Origin of the sequence: Bacillus sp. FSL R5-0585 (assembly GCF_038004545.1) — a bacterium.
In the GTDB taxonomy this organism is placed as follows: domain Bacteria; phylum Bacillota; class Bacilli; order Bacillales; family Bacillaceae_G; genus Bacillus_A; species Bacillus_A cereus.
The window spans coordinates 1,063,692-1,082,090 of the sequence record NZ_JBBORJ010000001.1; the positions used below are offsets into that span (position 1 = coordinate 1,063,692).

The following is an 18,399-nucleotide window of genomic DNA, read 5'->3' on the forward strand; positions in this document are numbered from 1 at the left end:
TTTATTGTTAATTGAAAAACTAAATCGTATAATTATTTTTTCTACTCATCCTCAAATTAATGATTAGCCATATAACTTGAAAAAATACCGGTATGATAAACGCGATTAATATAACGATAAGTGATATGGATTTAATTTCAGGTGTTTGAATAACACCAGCACCATCAACCTCTCGTAACCAAATAATAGCGGCCCATATTCCAAAAACGATAATCCAAAATAGGTTACCAATCCACCAAGAAATCCATCGTTTTTTCATGTTAGCACCCCTTACATTTATCTACTGTTAAAAGTATATTTTCGTTCGTTACATTTATAATGAAACAACTTTAAAATTAGTTTTTAACTGTATATCTAACTTGTTTGAAGGTTACTATTTCTCCATCATCATTATCATCTTTCGTTTGCAAAAGTTGAACTTTTGGTTTGTAGTCTGTCCGATGAGCGTGTTCGATATCTTTAATGTTAAGCTTGTAGGATTCACCATTCTTTAGCTTTTGTTCTAACACTTTTTTATTAGCAACATAAATAAAAGTTACTTTATTTTCATCAATTCCCTCGGTCTTAATTTCTAACTCATTATCTTTTGCTGTGATCGTTGGTGTTAATAATTCCATACTGCCTTTCCCGCTTTCTAAAGAATTCTCTGCTATAGTTGAACATCCTGATAGTATGATTCCGGTGAATAGAAGAACAAGTAATTTCCTTTTCATAACATCCCCTCCGATTCTATGTGATTTTTGATTTTGGCATTGTTAGACTGCTAGTGTGGAGCGTAAATGTTTAGCTAGTACTCTTTTTATTGTACCATAATATGTAAATTAAAAAAGGCTGTATATCCAATGTAAGAGAGACTGAAAAATTTACTTATTGTTGTAAATTCGTGTGTTTTAGCTTCTATTTCAATCGAAATGTAGACGAGAAAAAGAAATTTTTTTATAGAAATTATAATTTTTACATTTTACTATAATGATAGGGAATAGATGAATTCATTTACTTCGGAGGTAGTTATTTGAACATTAATGAGAAGGCAATTGAAATGTTTGAACAAAATAAATATGAGGAAGCAATGGAACTGTTTCAACAAGCAGTACATGAATCTAGAGACGTACAATCTCTCAATAATCTTGCCTGGATGTATTTTTATGAGGAAGAGAATGATGATAAAGCTCTTGAATTAATAAGAGAAGTTGTTAAGTTGAATCCATCTTCATACTTTCCTTATAACATCTTAGGGGACATTTACATGAAACAAGAAAAATGGACAGAAGCGAAAGAAGCATTACAAAAGTCTATTTCGATTCAACCATCAGATGAAGCATATCATAATGTAGCTGTAGCGCATTATAACCTTGGAGAGCTGGAAAAAGCTTCAGAATTTTTCTTGCGAGTTGCAGGGGATTCGGACTATATCATGTATAGCTATGTAAAATGTTTAATTGATTTAGAACGAACGACAGAAGCAAAAGAGAAGTTAGATACTTTTAACAGGGAGTCTGATAATTTTTTAGGGGAAATTCATGTAGCAGATTTATATGTTGAGTTGAATTGCTATAAAGAAGCAATTGAATGGTTCGAAAAGGGATACAAAAAATGCTGGAAAAGTCCTAATTGGATTAGTAGATTTGTTTATGCTCTATATAAAGTGAATCATTTCTCGCGTATAAATGAAGTGATACGGGAATCTATCGAAGCGAAAACAGCAGAAATAAAAGATGTCGAGAATGAAGAAGTAGAAGACAACTGGACAGAGAAAGATAAGAAAGAGTTAATTGAGGAATATACAGAAGCGAATAATGATTATAAAACAATGATAGAGCGTATTAAATCAGGATATGTTCCAGGGTTAGAATTTGAAACGGATTTTATAGGTGGGTGCTATTTGTTTGGTTGTAAAAGGCATAATCATCTTGAATATGAAGAATAAAAAAATCGACTATCACATATGATGGTCGATTTTTTTTATTATAGGACGCTTGTATTACATAGGTATATATCTATCCTCTTTAGAGGCCACTTTTTTTATATTCAAAATATGTAGTGAAATAAAACCAGTAAGCCCTATTCCGCCAAAAATAAGCCATGGTGTATACACTCCGCTTAAGTTGGATGTAAAAGATGTACCGGTATAATTACCAATGATAAAACCAAATGCGAGTGATAGTTGATAAAATCCAAAGAAAGTGGCTGTATATGATTCATTACTGTAATTTGCAATAGCGATATCAGCGTTTGGTAATACAAGTGTTTCACCGATTGTAAATAAAATTACACAAATAAAGAGCCAATATGGGTGTTGAAATAAAGGAATGAGTAAAAAGGAAATACTCATTAGTAAAACACCGTATTTAATAAAGGAAAGGGTGTTGTATTTGAGAAAGAGTTTTCGGAATAACACCATAAATAGGACGCCTGTTATTGCATTTATCGTAATGACTAATGTAGCAAGTTGATTGCTACTACTAATGTTTTTCATATGAAGTGGAAGTGCGACAGTAAGCTGAGTAAACATAATATAGAAGAAAATCATGATAAAGGAAAACAGAAGGAAAGACTTGTTTTGTAAGATGGCCTGTATTCCTAATGTAATAGACGTGTTTTCAGTAGTGACTTGGAAGTGATTTTTAAGTAAGTAAAAGATAAAAGCGAATAACAGCATAAGAGATCCTGTTAGAGAGAAAGCGTAGAGTGGATCGAGTAAGAGTAAGAACCCTCCTGCAATTGGTCCGATTATTGCACCGCAATTAAAGCTAAGGTTTAAATATGTAAATAAATTTTTTCTCAAATGAGCTGGTTGTGAACCGAATATGGCGCGCGCAGCAGGTTCGTAAAATGCAGTTCCGAAGCCAATAAGTGCAGAAGAAATAGAAATTGTATAGAAATCAGAGCATATTCCTAAAGCGATAAATCCGATTCCTCTCAAAAATAAACCGGATATCATCATAATGATATAGCCTATTTTGTCAGCAATTAACCCTGAGAATAATGGGATAACTCGTGATGTAATTGTCATAACCGTCAACACTGTTCCTACTTGGACAGCAGAAAAATGAAGAAAGGTTAATAGATAAATAGCTAAAAATGCGTATACTGCAAAATACCCAAAAGACATAAAAAATGAAGAAATAAGCATGAAACGTATCGGTGTTGAGAAACTTTTCATAGAAATCCTCCTAATTATGTAACCAGTAAAATCATTTGATGGTTAACTATTTTATACTATAATTATACATAAAGTCAGAAAAAAGTAAATTTTAAGAAGAAGGTGGATCGAATTGAATCAAAACGCTCCAAATGAACTAGAACATATTCGGGAATTTTTAAATACATGGAGAATACCAAACGATACGAGAGAGCCAATTGATTTGCTGCAAACAGAAGAAGACATAAAGCTTTTTATGAAAGAATATTTTGATGAAGAGTTTCCATTTCATACGATAGAGGAATTAAGAGGTTTTCGAGAAGATATTCGGATGACAATTGAAGGCGAAGGATCATTGCAAAAATGGTTAGAGAAATACCCATTTCATGTACATATAAAGGATGATATGAAAGATATTACATATGAACCGGTATATGAAGAGAATGTGTATACAAAAGTGTTAAGCATTGTGTTAATGTCAATTCAAGAAAATGTATGGGGAAGGTTAAAAGCATGTCCAGATTGTCGCTGGGTATTTTATGATCATTCGCGAAATGGAAGTAAAAGATGGTGCGGTATGTATGCTGGAGAAGAAGGAGGAAGAGCATGCGGTACGATTGCGAAAGTGAAAAACTACCGGGCGAAGAGAAAAGGGCGATCTGGTTATGATATGTAATTAATATTAGAGAAAGAAAAATGGATGGGGGAATGTAGAATATGAAAGGTACGCAAATGTTAGCTTTAAATAAAAAGTGTTGGGATACAGTTGCACCTTATTTCTTTCAAGTGGATTGTTTACCTAAATATGGTCCGTATACGGCGTCTGAAGATGAGATTCGTTTGTTCGATTCAATCAGAAAGAAAAAGGTTCTTGATATTGGCTGTGGAAGTGGGCATTCGTTGCAATATATGGCGGAACAAGGGGCAGAGGAATTATGGGGGCTTGATCTTTCGAGTACACAAATTGAAATAGCGAATAAGACGTTAAAGGAATGGAATCCAAAGTTAGTATGCGGAGCAATGGAAGAAGAAGGAGATATTCCGAAAGGATATTTTGATATTGTATATTCCATTTATGCATTAGGTTGGACTTTGGATTTAAGAAAAACGTTGGAACTGATTTATTCATATGTAAAGCCAGGAGGAAGTTTTATTTTTAGTTGGGAGCACCCGGTATATTCAAACTTACAGTATGGTACGGAAGAAGTTGCTATAAAGTCTTCTTATCATAAGGAAACGCCCATTACGTTTGAAACATTTAAAGGAGAAAATGTACAAGCGACATTATATAAGAGAAAAATAAGTACATACATAAATGAGTTAAATAGAGCGGGATTTAAAATTGAGAGAATAGAAGAGCCTGAACCATCAAGCTCGTTTGATGGAGAACTAGCTGAGCCGTCTACGAAGTATTATTCTTTATATAAAGCTAGAATGGTGCCGACTACTTTTATTATTAAAGCTAGAAAGTAAAGTGTTTTTATAAAAGAAGCCTATGATTTCAAATAGATGAAATGATAGGCTTCTTTATTTTAAAAAAATGAGGTCAAAGGTGTACTTTTCTTATAAAAATGCATTTCATATAAAAGGTGTAATTATTTTGGGGAAGGGGGATTGTTGTGCGTCATCATAGAAAGTGCAAAAAATTTGGAGTGGCACTGCCTCTTCCGTTTATAGGAGCAACGGGTCCGACAGGTAATAGTGGTCCAATCGGTCCAACTGGAGGGCATGAAGGTCCTGTTGGTCCTACAGGGGTGACTGGACCGACTGGAGCAACTGGGCCCCAAGGTCCTCAAGGTATCAGGGGAATACAAGGTCCCCAAGGGACAACAGGAGCACAAGGAATACAAGGGGCTATTGGTGATACAGGAGAGCAAGGTATAACTGGCCCGACTGGTCTCCAAGGTGCTCAAGGATTAATCGGTAACCAAGGTCTAATTGGTGATATTGGAGTACAAGGATTAGAAGGAATACAAGGAGCAACGGGTCCTGCTGGTAGTCAAGGTATACAAGGCACACAAGGAATACAAGGGGAAATAGGCGAGCGAGGACAAACAGGGGCACAAGGAATGCAAGGAGAGAGAGGCATAACTGGAGTCTCGGGTGTAACTGGTCCACAAGGCCCTCAAGGTGTTCAAGGAATACAAGGAGAGCAAGGGGCTATTGGTATACAAGGAGAAGACGGCTTCCAAGGTATACAAGGAATTACTGGAGAGGAAGGCCCGCAAGGAGCTCAAGGAATACAAGGGGAAGTGGGTCCAACTGGTTCTACTGGAATGCAAGGTGCCCAAGGTATAAGTGGAATAAAGGGGATAACAGGTGCAATAGGTTTACAAGGACCACAAGGTGTGCAAGGAATACAAGGTATAACGGGAGCAACAGGTTTTCAAGGGATAAAAGGAATAAGAGGTATAACGGGAGCGACAGGTAGCATTGGTATTCAAGGCTCAGAAGGACCTCCGGGCGGTCCGACGGGAACAACTGGTCCAATTGGTCCATCTAGTGGGGTGACTGGACCAGCTGGACCACCCGGTCCACCAGGAGGTCCAACAGGTCCAACGGGTGCGACTGGTTCAACAGGTGTAAGCGGTGGGATAGGACCAATTGGAGCGCAAGGAGTGCAAGGGATTACGGGAATACAAGGAATAACGGGAACGACAGGCAATACAGGTGCAACGGGTCCGCAAGGAATACAAGGTATACAAGGGATTCAAGGGTTGCAAGGCCCAATTGGAGCAAGTGGGGTGACAGGTGCTAGTGGTAGTATAGGCCCAGTTGGAGCACAAGGTAGTCAGGGCCCAAGTGGTGTGGTGGGACCGACAGGAGCAACTGGTAGTGCAGGTTCAATAGGTTTCTTGGGAATAGCGGGAGCGACAGGAGCGACTGGCTTACCTAGCGGGGGGGGTTATTTCTTTTCTACTTCAACGAGTACAATTGCAGCGAATGCGTTAATACCAATTAATTCTGGATCTACAGTTTTTGGTTCTGATGTCAGTTTAACAAATGCAACAACTGTAACGTTAAGTACGCCGGGAATTTATTTAGTAAGCTATTATTTTCAAGGCGATCCAACTGCCGGAAATGAAACAATTTCAGTGAGGCTTACTTTAAATGGAACACAAGTCGCAGGGAGTTTTATTTTTTATGTTACAGGAGGTACTTTTATATTAGAACCAGCAGTTTCGAATACGATGGTCATTGAAGTTACTTCTTCAAATGCAACTTTGTCTTTACAAAATGGTCCGTTAGCTATCGGGCATGTAACGACATTATCTGGTGTGATAACAGCTAGTTTAAATGTATTAAAAATAGTTTGATACGTTAGTTATAACGGGGGGAGCTGCTTGTGAGGGATCAAGATAAGTGTAGTAAGTTTCAAGCACCTATTCCTTTTCCGGCGTCAGGTATTACGGGACCGACTGGTCCAACGGGTCCGACAGGTTCTTTAGGTGGACCAACTGGACCCCAAGGAATACAAGGCGTACAAGGGCCAATTGGTCCAACAGGTCCGACAGGAATACAAGGAGTGCAAGGGGTGCAAGGAGAGATTGGACCAACAGGTCCTACTGGTTTAACAGGACCACGGGGTGCTCAAGGTAATCAAGGGCCTATGGGAGAACGAGGCCCACAGGGAATACAAGGTGTTCAAGGAATACAAGGAGAAAGAGGTCCGACTGGTCCAACTGGTATTCAAGGGATACAAGGAATTCCTGGCCCAATCGGTCCGACCGGTCCAACAGGAATACAAGGCATACAAGGAATGCAAGGAGAAATCGGTCCAACCGGCCCAACAGGAGTACAAGGAATACAAGGAGTGCAAGGGGAAATTGGTCCGACTGGACCAACTGGAAATACTGGTATACAAGGTGTGCAAGGTAATTTAGGAGGTAGTGGTTTACAAGGTGTAACCGGAATACAAGGAATACAGGGTCCGATTGGTCCAACAGGGCCAACTGGTTCTCAAGGAATTCAAGGGGAGCAAGGACCAATGGGTCCACAAGGGGAAACTGGTGTTCAAGGTTTACAAGGTCCCCAGGGAGAAATGGGGCAGGTAGGTCCAACAGGAATACAAGGAATACAAGGAGTGCAAGGTGTAATCGGTCCGACTGGTCCAACCGGTTTACAAGGTGATCCAGGTCCAACCGGCCCAACAGGAGCCACTGGGATAACTGGTCCGACAGGTTCTGCAACTGGCCCGACTGGAGCAACCGGTCCAACTGGTCCACCAGGAGGTCCAACTGGTCCAACCGGTCCAGCAGGATCACCAGGGGGTCCAACTGGTCCGACTGGAGCAACAGGGGCAACAGGAGCGACCGGAGCAACAGGAGCGACTGGAATTCAAGGGGTACAAGGAATACAGGGACCGACCGGAGCAACTGGTGTAACAGGTTTGCAAGGAGTACAGGGACCAATGGGGGCAACGGGTCCAACGGGTGATCAAGGCATTCAAGGTCCACAAGGGATACAAGGAGTAACCGGTCCGACTGGTCCGCAAGGTCTACAAGGAATCCAGGGACCGGTAGGAGCAACCGGTCCGACTGGTCCACAAGGAGTGCAAGGGGCACAGGGGCCAATCGGTCCAACTGGCCCTCAAGGGATACAAGGCATACAAGGTGAGCAAGGAGTAAGGGGAGCGACAGGTCCAACTGGTTTACAGGGGCTACAAGGAATCCAAGGTCCGAGTGGTCCAACCGGTCCTCAAGGAGTGCAAGGCGTACAAGGTCCGAGTGGCATAACAGGTCCAACTGGTCCTCAAGGAATACAAGGTATTCAAGGTCCACAAGGAGATATAGGTCCAACGGGAGCGACTGGAATACAAGGAGTGCAAGGCCCAGAGGGTCCAACCGGTCCAACTGGTGCAACAGGCCCGCAAGGGATTCAGGGAATACAAGGGATACAAGGTCCAACTGGTCCACAGGGAATTCAAGGTCTGCAAGGAATTCAAGGTCCGATTGGTCCAACAGGCCCGACTGGACCTCAAGGCATACAAGGTATAACTGGCTCGACGGGTCCAACCGGTGCAACTGGAGCAACAGGTCCGACGGGAGTAACGGGTCCTCAAGGTCCTCAAGGAATTCAAGGTCCACAAGGAGTAACAGGCCCAACAGGAGCGACCGGCTCTACGGGAGTAACAGGTCCACAAGGAATCCAAGGAATCCAAGGTTCGCAAGGGATAACGGGCCCGACGGGAGCAACAGGAGTGACTGGAATAACAGGCCCACAAGGCATCCAAGGAATTCAAGGCCCACAAGGTGTGACGGGAGCAACCGGCGCAACAGGAGCGACAGGATTGACTGGTGCAACTGGACCGACCGGAATACAAGGCATACAAGGAATAACAGGAGCGACAGGGGGAACAGGAGTAACAGGCCCAACAGGTGCCACGGGTCCAACAGGCTTAACTGGAGCAACAGGATCATCTGCTATATCGACAGGTGGCGGATATTTCTTTTCTACATCAACAAGCACAATTGCAGCAAGTGCCAACATCCCAATTAATTCTGGATCCACTGTATATGGAACTGGTGTATCTTTAACTAGTGCTACGACAGTCACAGTAACGACGCCAGGAATATATTTAGTAAGCTACTATTTTCAAGGGGATGCAAATGGTGGGAATGAGACAGTATCTGTTAGATTGCTATTAAATGGAACGCAACTAACAGGGAGTTTTATACAAAACGTAACGACATCAACTGTAGTAATCGAACCAGCCATTTCAAATACACTTCTTGTGAATGTGACGAGTGCCAATTCAACATTAATATTACAAAATGGCCCGTTAGGTGTAGGGCATGTGACTACTATAGCAGGTGCGATTACAGCAAGCTTAAATGTAGTGAGAATTTTATAAAGAATATAAAAAACACAAGGAATGTCTTTGTAAGACACACCTTGTGTTTTTTAATATTAAATAAACATTTTCTTTATCTTTTCGGTTGAAAAATATGCTGAAAGAAGTATTTGTGATGTAAGTTATCTACAACCTTATTTGCTTGATATGTGCGTTGTTTTTCAATTCGAAGTCTTTGCTCCATCATTTTAATTGCGTGATCAGATAAACGTAACATAATACATTCTCCTTTTCTATAAATATAGGTGACTATTTGATATCGATCCCATATTTATAATTAAGGAGGCAAAATGTGTAACATAGGCAAAAAGCACCTTCCTCTCCCATTACGCTTACGAGGTTAGCTGTCGGACTCGGGAAGTGAGAGTTTCCCTACTTAAAAAAGATTCGCCCCAAGTAGCATAGCTACAAAAATGGTTCCCCCGCTCCAAAATTTGGACTCAGCAAAAGGTTTTATAAAGTAAAAAATAACATAAAGGAGCGAACAAGTCAAATTATTTTGTGTATTCTGTCTTTTTTAGTTGCGTAAGAATCATACCGTCAGGAAGTATTGTATCTGATACTGTAATGAATCCGTGTTTTTTATATAAAGTAATAGCAGGGGTATTCGCTTTACCTGTTTGTACAATATATGTCATTGGAGAGGGAAACATGTTAAATATATAAATTAGGAGTTTCGTTGCGATTCCTTTTTGAAAAAAATCGGGCGATACAACTAGCCTATGGATATCGATTAGTTTTTCTTCTTGTACAAAAGAAATAAAACCGACAAGTTTATTTTCAGAAAAATATCCATAGAATGTTTCAACGCAATTTTGAATATCGTTTACAGTATCATATAAACGAGGTATGGCAGTACTATTTAAGTAGTCTGCTTCAACTTTATAAGCTGGAATTTGAACCTGTAAAATGGATGTTGCTACTTCAAAAGAAGTGGAATTTAACTTAAGAATCATAGATAATGAAGCCTCCTTTAAATATGGTATATGAATATAATTGCTTTATGGGTGAGTTTGACAATATTTTTCTTTTTTGCATATAATATATGTATCTCCATATGTAAAATAGTAGTAAATATATTTCTATAGTGAAATATGATTAGCAATGATAAATACATATGTTTGTATTAAATCATACAAACTATAATAGAAATGGAGGACTAAAAATGGGATGGATTATCACATTAATAGTTGGTGCTATTATAGGTGCAATTGCTAGTTCTATAACGGGTAAAAATTTCCCAGGTGGTATGTTCGGAAATATTATCGCAGGTTTATTAGGTGCTTCATTAGGTGGTAAATTATTTGGAACTTTTGGGCCGTCTTTTGGTGGGATTCATGTCGTGCCAGCATTATTAGGTGCAATCGTGTTAATTTTTATTGTATCATTTGTAGTGAAAGCTGCAAAGAAATAGATATATAGATTATGATGAAGAGCCCTGAATAAGGGCTTTTCATCATTCGAAGAGGTGGTTTCGTTGGAGAAAATAAATATAAGAAAAAGAGATAAGTTAAGAAAGTTTTTTAGAGAACAAAATTATTTGGCGGTATTACTTGGATTTGCGTTATTGTTCATTAATATTTTATTGCTAACAAAAATATCATTTGTTTTTACACCGTTTATCGTATTTTTAAAAACAATTTTCTTCCCAGTACTATTAGCAGGCGTGCTATTTTATATTTTACATCCATTCGTTTCGCTTTTAGAAAAGAAAGGTGTTTCAAGAATCGTATCGATAGCTTCCATATATTTAATCGTACTAGGATTATTTGTATTTTTAGTTGTAACGGTTATCCCTATTATTAAAGATCAAATTGATGCATTAATTGATAACTTACCGTATTTTGGCCATGAGATTGAACAAGCAGCACGTAGATTCGGGGAAAGTAATTTACTCGGTAAAATTCAGGAGAATTTAAATATTAATGTTGCGAATATGGTAAAAGAATACACAGTTGATTTTACAAAGTCATTATCATCAGTAACTGGGAATGTAACTGGATTTTTGAGTACTGTTACAGAGGTTGTTTTGACATTTGTAATGGTTCCATTTATATTGTTCTATCTTTTAAAAGATGGTGAGCAATTGCCGAATCACTTTTTAAAGTTTATTTCAGAGCAAAGACAACCAGCAGCAATGAGAATACTAGATGATATGCATTATGCGATTAGCTCGTATATTAGAGGTCAAATTATCGTCAGCTTATTTATCGGTATTATGCTATTAATTGGTTATCTTATTATTGGTATTAAATATGCGGTATTACTTGCGATTTTAGCGATGATTGTAAATATCGTTCCGTACGTAGGACCAATTATCGCGATTACACCAGCGTTAATTATCGCATTTATCGACTCGCCAGCAATGGTGTTAAAAGTAATTATTGTTATGATGGTTGTACAATTAGCAGAAGGTAAATTTATTTCTCCGCAAGTCATGGGTAAAAAGTTAGATATTCACCCGATTACTATCATTTTTATCATTTTAACTGCCGGAAACTTATTCGGGATTATGGGCATTATTTTAGCCATTCCAGGATATGCGATATTAAAAGTGTTAGTTACACACGGTTATAGATTTGTTAAGTTGAATACGTGAAAAAAAGCGCTAAAACAGTGGGAACTGTTTTAGCGCTTTTTTATTAACAATTCATTTGCATATTGGCGCGCCCATTGATCCGCTTCTAATATAGCATCTAGTGAAGGATCTTTTACGTTATGATGAGCTTCAATTGTTTTGTAAATTGTTTTTTCAATATCGAAAAAGGCAATTTCATTTTTTAAGAATAGCGCATTCGCAATTTCATTTGCTGCATTTAATACAGCGGGAGTAGTACCACCGATTTTGCCACATTCATATGCGTATTGTAGACAAGGGAACTTCTCTAAATCTGGTTTTTCAAAATGTAAACTACCGATTTCTAATAAATTTAATTTTTCATAGGAAGAAGGTAGCCGAGTAGGATAGTGAAACGCATATTGAATCGGCATTCTCATATCAGGAGCACCGAGCTGTGCCATAACTGATCCATCAATAAATTCTACTAAAGAATGAATGATACTTTCTTTATGAATCATTACATTAATTTTTTCATATGGAATATCAAATAGCCATCTCGCTTCCATTACTTCGAACCCTTTATTCATTAATGTGGCAGAATCAATCGTTAGTTTTGCGCCCATTAACCAGTTTGGGTGCTTTAAAGCATCTTTTGCTTGTAATGTTTGCATTTCATCACGTGTTTTATCACGGAATGCACCACCGGAAGCTGTTACAATTAACTTCTCAATCTCTTTATTATTTTCTCCGTTTAAACATTGGAAAATAGCTGAATGCTCACTATCTACTGGAATTAAGCGACATCCGTTTTGTTTCGCTAGTTCAGTTACGATATGTCCAGCTGCAACCAAAGTTTCTTTATTAGCAATAGCGATATCTTTCTTCGCTTTTAATGCTTCAATTGTTGGAAGTAATCCTGAAACACCTACAACAGAGCTTAATACAAGATTTGAATCAGGGTGAGTAGCTACTGCAATTAAGCCATCAGTCCCGTGTGTGATTTTTGTATTTGCTGAAATACGCGTACGAAGCTTGTCTGCTAAGTCTTTTGTCGCAACGCTTACAATACGAGGTTGAAACGTTTTGATTTGTTGCTCAAGAAGATCGATATTATAATTTGCGGTTAAACCGACGATTTTAAAATGTTCAGGATGAGCTGAAACGACATCTAATGCAGATGTGCCGATGGATCCTGTGGAACCTAAAATGGATATATATTTTACCATGAAAAAACCTCCAAAGTTGTTTCGAATATTTCTGCAAACCTATATAATATTAGACAATTGAAGTGGAAATTCCTTCTATATAAAATAGAAAATTTTTGTTTGTTTGGAAGTGAAATGTGATAAACTGTAAAAAATAACGAAAAAGCAATGAAAGAGAAGAGTACATATTCGAAACTTTTCAGAGAGCTGATATGTGGTGAGAATCAGTAAGGGATGAATATGGAATGGACTCTGGAGCTTCTAACTGAAATGAGTAGGTAAAGACGGTTACTTCACGTTATTGAAGTATGAAGTGAGCTAATGATAGCTAATTAAGGTGGTACCGCGGGAGTCTCTCGTCCTTTTTTAGGATGAGGGGCTCTTTTTATTTTGAGAAAGGAGGAGTTAGTGTGAGTGAAAAAATAATGTTAACAGGAATTAAGCCGACAGGTTATCCACATTTAGGAAATTATATTGGTGCGATTAAACCTGCATTACAAATGTCAAAGAATAATGAAGGAAAAGCATTGTACTTTATAGCTGATTATCATGCATTAAATGCTGTGCATGATTCAGAAAAGTTCAGCAGTTATACGAAAGAGGTAGCAGCTACTTGGTTATCGCTTGGACTTGGAGAAGATGTTATTTTTTATCGACAAACAGAAGTACCGGAAATTCTAGAATTAGCTTGGATTTTAGCTTGCCTAACTCCGAAAGGTCTTATGAACCGTGCTCATGCGTATAAAGCGAAGGTGGAGCAAAATAAAGAAGCAGGGTTAGAGGTCGATGCGGGAGTGAACATGGGGTTATATACGTACCCGATCTTAATGGCAGCTGACATATTATTATTTCAAGCTACACATGTACCTGTCGGAAAAGACCAAATTCAACATATTGAAATCGCGCGTGATATTGCGACGTATTTTAATCATACATTTGGCACGACATTTACACTTCCGGAGTATGTCATACAAGAAGAAGGAGCAATATTACCTGGCCTTGACGGAAGAAAGATGAGTAAAAGTTACGGAAATGTGATCCCATTATTTGCAGAGCAAGAAAAACTACGAAAGTTAATATTTAAAATCAAAACAGATTCTTCACTTCCAAATGAACCAAAAGAACTAGAAACCTTATTTACAATTTATAAAGAATTTGCGACAGAAGACGAAATACAGTCATTACGTGAAAAATATGAGACTGGAATCGGATGGGGCGATGTGAAAAAAGAGTTGTTTCGCGTAGTAGATCGAGAGTTAGCTGGACCTCGTGAAAAGTACGCAATATATATGAATGAGCCGGATTTATTATATGAAGCATTAGAAAACGGTGCTGAGAAGGCACGCGCTATTGCAAAGGTAAATTTAGCGGAAATTAAAAAACGGATTGGATTTAAGAGGGAACGTTAAGCGTTCCCTTATTTTTTTTGATAATCTGTAATAATCCTCTCAATAACAGGGGGAAGATTATTAGGTAATTCATCAAGTGAAAAGAAGCGTAGTTCTTTTGATTCACTTTGATCGCATACAAGTTCACCATGAAATTCTCGGCAAATATAAACAACGAGTACACCGTGTACTTGATCGCCGTTTGGATAGATTTGAAAGTAATCTGGTCCAGAGTATGTACGGAATAGTTCTGGATTTTTAATAATAAGTCCAGTTTCTTCATATACTTCTCGCTTTAAAGCGTCTTCTAATGTTTCGTTATATTCTAAGGCACCGCCAATAATGCCCCAGCGGTTAAAATCTGTACGGAGTTGCAGCAATACTTCATCTTTTTCATTTAATATAATGGCGTGTGATCCTATTAGAATAAGTGGATGATTTCCTACTAGATTTCTCATATCTTCAATATAACCCATGTCATTGCTCCTTGTATTTAATAATAGTTAGGAAGTTCTTTTAACATTCTTTCTGTTTTACGTGCTGTAAAGGCTAAGTTATGGTCATCTTTCGTTCTGAAAAATAATGTGCGTAAAAAGGTTTTAATATTGGCACATAAAATACAATACTCATTAAGCGAAAGGCGTTTTCTAATTTGAGGAAGCCTTTTTATTTTTTTATGAATAATAGAAATTAACTCGTTTTGAGGAAAATCATGATACAGCATTGCTAGTAATGGAGTAACAATGCGTTCATCTTCATTATTATGAAAAAGGTCAGATGGAATAAAAATTTTATTTAATAAACAATGAATTAATTCTTCGTACCATTCAAAGGTCGTATACGTATTATGAACAATTTCGGTGAAAGCATCAGATACGTGAGCAAGACAATGAGCCCATCCTTTGTTTTCGATATAGCCCCGAAAATCTGTTTCTAAGTTTGTATATGTAATGAGTTTATTTTTTATTTCTTCGATATCCTCCTCTGTACAAAAGTAGTGCGAATTAGCGAATTGGAGTATTAACGCAATTAACGAAACAGTGTAAGAACGTGTGAAAACCCCATCTGTATGTGGGGAGTAAATGTCACAATATAAATACTCATCACTTAAACAAGTTTGCAGAAGTAATTTCAGCTGATCGTCCATAAGGAATTCATGATGAATGAAATGCGCAAAACATTTATATATAAGTTGGTAACGAACGTAGCTATCAGTCGTTCCGATATACTGAAGCATGTTCAAAGTTAACTCATTTACATCTATATGTTGCAGTTGCGTATAGTCATTTTGTTGTATAAGCTCTAATTGTTGTTGCAATGCTGTAATATCCACTGGAGAACCTCCTCCGCACTTTAAAGATGCGATCTTTTCTAGTATTCTATATATTCAAGGACAATCCTGCTCATGCAAGGAGAACGATTAGAAATTCGAGTATGATATAGATGAGGGAAGAATATGACGACGATAGAACAGTTAGAAAAACATTTTAAAATAAGAAGAAGTGCTTCTTCTATTATGATAAAAGAAAATAATGCAGAGATTTTTACAGAAGAGCAATTAGAGGAAATGATGCAATATTGCGTTGCTGAAGCTAAAAAAGATGGATTAGAAAAACTACATTTTGAAATCTCTTCAAAAAGTCCAAATTATGATGTGTATAAAAAATGTTTTGAAACGTATTCATTTGAATATGTTACGGAAAACATGATTGTATTTAAAGATATATACGAAGTAGAAGATGTAGAAAGTGAAATTGATTTTAAGCTTATTGAAGAAGTTGGAGAAGAGGGTTTTTATTCACTGTGGAATGAAGCGACGGGAGAACCAGTCGCTCATGATCAATTTGTGCATATGATGCTAGAAGAAATTGGTGAGCAATGGAAAGAACATTGTTTAACAGCGAGTGTCGATGAAAATCCGATAGGAATTGTAATCCCGCATATTGAAAGAGGTACGTTAGAAGAAGGGAAATTTATGTACTTCGCAGTTACTCCAAATATGCGTAATAATGGATATGAAGCCGCATTATTTGCAGGTGCGATGTTTGTCTTAAAGGAAATAGGTGCATCTTATTATATTGGTGAGACAAATATACAAAATGAATGGATGAAGGATGTTTTTGAAAAGAATGGATGTCAGCTGCTTAGTTCAACTGAGAGATATGTGAGAAAGTTTTAGGAGGATCAATGATGTATACTCTCGAACTCGTATAGCGGGAGGGGACTCTATATGTTAAAGCAATCCATGCATTCATTCGTGTTATTGTATCCAAATGTATTGTTAGAAGGCTGGAATGTTGAAAAAGTTTCAGAACGTTATGAAGGTGAAAAGTGGGGAACTTTTTGGTTTCAGGTTGTTACTCCAACTGGGATGTTTCGAGTAAAGGAATTTTTTCTCGATATAATGGAACCAGTATTTCCGGATAGCTGTATTTCTCAAGCAAAAGGAGATTGTTTTCAATATAAAGGGCTTGTGTATTGGAAAGGTATAAATTATAAAGGAAAAGAAAGTTACGTTACATCTATATGGAAAACACAAGTTGAAATTTCTGTTGATCATGGATATGTAAACCAAGACGAAATGGAACGATTTCTATTTGAATTACAACCAGTAAATATGGAGCTTGGGAAAACGATATTACATACATCATTTCACTTATTAAGCTTTCAAGCGAAGAGAAGTGAAATGGGTGAGATAGGAAGATGTAGAGAGTGGAATGCTCCAGATGACGTATCCTATGTAAATTTGTTAATTCATGAAAAACTAAATTGGAAACTTGAATCGGTCGGTTTCGGAAATGACGAAACGCAGTATGTATACTGGGACGAAGTTAATAAACTATATGTACTTTGGGTTTGTAGACATAAAAACAAAGCGTATTATCCTATTTCTTCATGGACAATGAACTATGGCCCAAAATAAATTATAAACGGGTTAGAGTTTTATCCGCACCCTAATCGCGGAACAGTTGTATACGAAGATTTAGGTAATGAACAAATCGCATACGTATTTCGCGGTAATCCATGTACAAATTTTGAACAAGTAAAAGAACTTTTTGCCTCTTTGTAAGATAAAAAGAAAAATGAGAACGACAAAATAGATATTCCTATAATACAATGAAGAAAGATTCGATTATATGAGAAAGCGTTGGTGAAAGAATGGAGCAGCAAAGAAATTGGCTACAAGCAACTGTAGAAAGAATTGAAGATAATACGTTACAAATAAAGTGGGAAAATAATATAGAAGAAGTTCGTATTTATTGGAGTACTTCACCAGATCATATTGAAGAAAATGGAGAACTACTTGCAACTGTAAATGGAGAATTATCATATACAATTGAAAACCCGAGTGAAAATGAACGTCCATATTTTAGACTAGTAGGAAGTAATGGACAAGCAGTGACAGTAGCTGAGCGTAGATTGCCATTACAAGGTGCGTTTAACTTCCGTGATATGGGTGGATATGAAACGACAGATGGACGTAAAGTGAAATGGGGCAAATTATACCGTTCTGAAGAATTAGCAGGACTAACAGAGTGGGATATCGACTATTTACAAAAGTCTGGTTTAAAGTTAATTTGTGACTATCGTACAGACTTTGAGGTAAAGCATAAGCCAAATCCTGAGATTACAGGTGCTCGTCAAGTGTGCTTACCAGTTATGCAAGACTTAGCGAAAGACTTAAATATAAATGAGTTTTTCCAAGTTGGTGACCTTTCTATGTTAGGAAAACCAGGTGAGTATCTTGTGAAAATGAATCAAGATTTCGTAAGTGGCAACGAGGCATTCGTGAGCTTCTTAAACTTAGCGCAAAACCCGGAAAACTTACCGTTAGTAAACCACTGTACAGCTGGAAAAGATCGTACTGGATTTGGTTCAGCATTATTACTACTTTTACTAGGTGTACCAGAAAAAACAGTAATGGAAGACTACTTACTAAGTAACGGATTCCGTGAAAAGCTAAATGAAAAAATGATGGCCTTTTTAGGTGCGAAATTACAAAACGATGAGAGCAGAGCGATATTAGGTGCAATGTTTGAAGCGCGTGCTGAATACTTGCAAGCTGCGATTGGTGAAATTCAAAAGCAATACGGATCAGTTGAAGCATACGCTGAAAAAGCTCTTGGCTTTACGAAAGATTCGTTAGAGGAAATGAAAGAGTTACTGTTGGAAGAAAAGTAAAAAGAAGGGAGGCTGGTTTTAATTAGCCTCCCTTTCTTATTGTTGTTATAATTAAGCTATGAGAATAT

At 37.6% G+C, this 18,399-nt stretch carries 18 protein-coding genes, 1 pseudogene, 1 riboswitch and 1 other annotated feature; of the genes and pseudogenes, 11 read left to right on the plus strand and 8 right to left on the minus strand.

Features of this window, described 5'->3' with window-relative positions; genetic code table 11:
- Window positions 1–19: 19 nt before the first annotated feature.
- Together MKY38_RS05545 and MKY38_RS05550 are read right to left on the minus strand one after the other, a co-directional pair.
- Window positions 20–259, minus strand: a complete 240-nt coding sequence (locus MKY38_RS05545) for a DUF3923 family protein (protein ID WP_000747695.1) — start codon at window positions 257–259, stop codon at window positions 20–22.
- Window positions 260–335: 76 nt separating this feature from the next.
- Entirely contained in the window at window positions 336–713 is a 378-nt protein-coding gene (locus tag MKY38_RS05550; RefSeq protein ID WP_000823781.1) for a hypothetical protein, read from the minus strand.
- A 299-nt stretch (window positions 714–1,012) separates the two neighbouring features.
- Here MKY38_RS05550 and MKY38_RS05555 point away from each other — a divergent pair, with 299 nt between their 5' ends.
- A complete protein-coding gene (locus MKY38_RS05555; protein ID WP_016122885.1) occupies window positions 1,013–1,927 on the plus strand; it encodes a tetratricopeptide repeat protein in 915 nt (304 codons plus the stop codon).
- Between the two features lie 54 nt (window positions 1,928–1,981).
- Here the strand turns inward: MKY38_RS05555 and MKY38_RS05560 are convergent, their stop codons facing one another.
- Window positions 1,982–3,163, minus strand: coding sequence for an MDR family MFS transporter (locus tag MKY38_RS05560; RefSeq protein ID WP_006922528.1), 1,182 nt, complete (start codon window positions 3,161–3,163; stop codon window positions 1,982–1,984).
- 112 nt (window positions 3,164–3,275) lie between these two features.
- Between MKY38_RS05560 and MKY38_RS05565 the strand changes: the two genes are divergently transcribed.
- The 4 genes from MKY38_RS05565 (at window position 3,276) to MKY38_RS05580 (ending at window position 8,996) form a co-directional block, all read left to right on the plus strand.
- Entirely contained in the window at window positions 3,276–3,818 is a 543-nt protein-coding gene (locus tag MKY38_RS05565; protein WP_006922529.1) for a CGNR zinc finger domain-containing protein, read from the plus strand.
- A 41-nt stretch (window positions 3,819–3,859) separates the two neighbouring features.
- Complete coding sequence (locus MKY38_RS05570; RefSeq protein WP_025708778.1) at window positions 3,860–4,615, plus strand: class I SAM-dependent methyltransferase; 756 nt, start codon at window positions 3,860–3,862, stop codon at window positions 4,613–4,615.
- Window positions 4,616–4,761: 146 nt separating this feature from the next.
- Window positions 4,762–6,459, plus strand: coding sequence for a collagen-like protein (locus MKY38_RS05575; protein WP_341048327.1), 1,698 nt, complete (start codon window positions 4,762–4,764; stop codon window positions 6,457–6,459).
- Between the two features lie 23 nt (window positions 6,460–6,482).
- Entirely contained in the window at window positions 6,483–8,996 is a 2,514-nt protein-coding gene (locus MKY38_RS05580) for a BC_3345 family exosporium-associated protein (RefSeq protein WP_080350263.1), read from the plus strand.
- A gap of 73 nt (window positions 8,997–9,069) precedes the next feature.
- Here MKY38_RS05580 and MKY38_RS05585 read toward each other — a convergent pair whose 3' ends face one another.
- The gene (locus MKY38_RS05585; RefSeq protein ID WP_000945243.1) at window positions 9,070–9,213 is read right to left on the minus strand and encodes a hypothetical protein; all 144 of its coding nucleotides are present in this window, start codon (window positions 9,211–9,213) and stop codon (window positions 9,070–9,072) included.
- A gap of 96 nt (window positions 9,214–9,309) precedes the next feature.
- A riboswitch (cyclic di-AMP (ydaO/yuaA leader) is annotated at window positions 9,310–9,452 on the minus strand.
- Between the two features lie 38 nt (window positions 9,453–9,490).
- Window positions 9,491–9,952: a GNAT family N-acetyltransferase gene (locus MKY38_RS05590; RefSeq protein ID WP_000601226.1), complete on the minus strand. Its 462-nt coding sequence runs from the start codon at window positions 9,950–9,952 to the stop codon at window positions 9,491–9,493.
- Window positions 9,953–10,161: 209 nt separating this feature from the next.
- Between MKY38_RS05590 and MKY38_RS05595 the strand changes: the two genes are divergently transcribed.
- Window positions 10,162–10,410 (plus strand): GlsB/YeaQ/YmgE family stress response membrane protein, encoded by a 249-nt coding sequence (locus MKY38_RS05595; RefSeq protein WP_000539727.1) that lies wholly within the window; start codon window positions 10,162–10,164, stop codon window positions 10,408–10,410.
- Window positions 10,411–10,473: 63 nt separating this feature from the next.
- Window positions 10,474–11,595, plus strand: coding sequence for an AI-2E family transporter (locus MKY38_RS05600; RefSeq protein WP_000411484.1), 1,122 nt, complete (start codon window positions 10,474–10,476; stop codon window positions 11,593–11,595).
- 29 nt (window positions 11,596–11,624) lie between these two features.
- On the opposite strand, the gene MKY38_RS05605 is transcribed toward MKY38_RS05600, so the two are convergent.
- On the minus strand, window positions 11,625–12,782 hold the full coding sequence (locus MKY38_RS05605; protein WP_025708771.1) for a 1-deoxy-D-xylulose-5-phosphate reductoisomerase: 1,158 nt from the start codon (window positions 12,780–12,782) through the stop codon (window positions 11,625–11,627).
- Between the two features lie 138 nt (window positions 12,783–12,920).
- Window positions 12,921–13,128, plus strand: a binding site (T-box leader).
- 43 nt (window positions 13,129–13,171) lie between these two features.
- Here MKY38_RS05605 and MKY38_RS05610 point away from each other — a divergent pair.
- Window positions 13,172–14,170, plus strand: coding sequence for a tryptophan--tRNA ligase (locus tag MKY38_RS05610; RefSeq protein WP_001290888.1), 999 nt, complete (start codon window positions 13,172–13,174; stop codon window positions 14,168–14,170).
- An 8-nt stretch (window positions 14,171–14,178) separates the two neighbouring features.
- On the opposite strand, the gene MKY38_RS05615 is transcribed toward MKY38_RS05610, so the two are convergent.
- A complete protein-coding gene (locus tag MKY38_RS05615; RefSeq protein WP_000540463.1) occupies window positions 14,179–14,625 on the minus strand; it encodes an NUDIX hydrolase in 447 nt (148 codons plus the stop codon).
- A 17-nt stretch (window positions 14,626–14,642) separates the two neighbouring features.
- Window positions 14,643–15,482: a DUF2785 domain-containing protein gene (locus MKY38_RS05620; protein WP_000355454.1), complete on the minus strand. Its 840-nt coding sequence runs from the start codon at window positions 15,480–15,482 to the stop codon at window positions 14,643–14,645.
- Between the two features lie 123 nt (window positions 15,483–15,605).
- Here MKY38_RS05620 and MKY38_RS05625 point away from each other — a divergent pair, with 123 nt between their 5' ends.
- The 3 genes and pseudogenes from MKY38_RS05625 to MKY38_RS05635 all read left to right on the plus strand — a co-directional run bounded on the left by MKY38_RS05625 (window position 15,606) and on the right by MKY38_RS05635 (window position 18,331).
- Window positions 15,606–16,328, plus strand: coding sequence for a GNAT family N-acetyltransferase (locus tag MKY38_RS05625; RefSeq protein WP_341048328.1), 723 nt, complete (start codon window positions 15,606–15,608; stop codon window positions 16,326–16,328).
- A 51-nt stretch (window positions 16,329–16,379) separates the two neighbouring features.
- Window positions 16,380–17,219, plus strand: a pseudogene (locus MKY38_RS05630) (hypothetical protein).
- Between the two features lie 89 nt (window positions 17,220–17,308).
- Window positions 17,309–18,331, plus strand: a complete 1,023-nt coding sequence (locus MKY38_RS05635) for a tyrosine-protein phosphatase (RefSeq protein WP_088362249.1) — start codon at window positions 17,309–17,311, stop codon at window positions 18,329–18,331.
- Window positions 18,332–18,399: the final 68 nt, after the last annotated feature.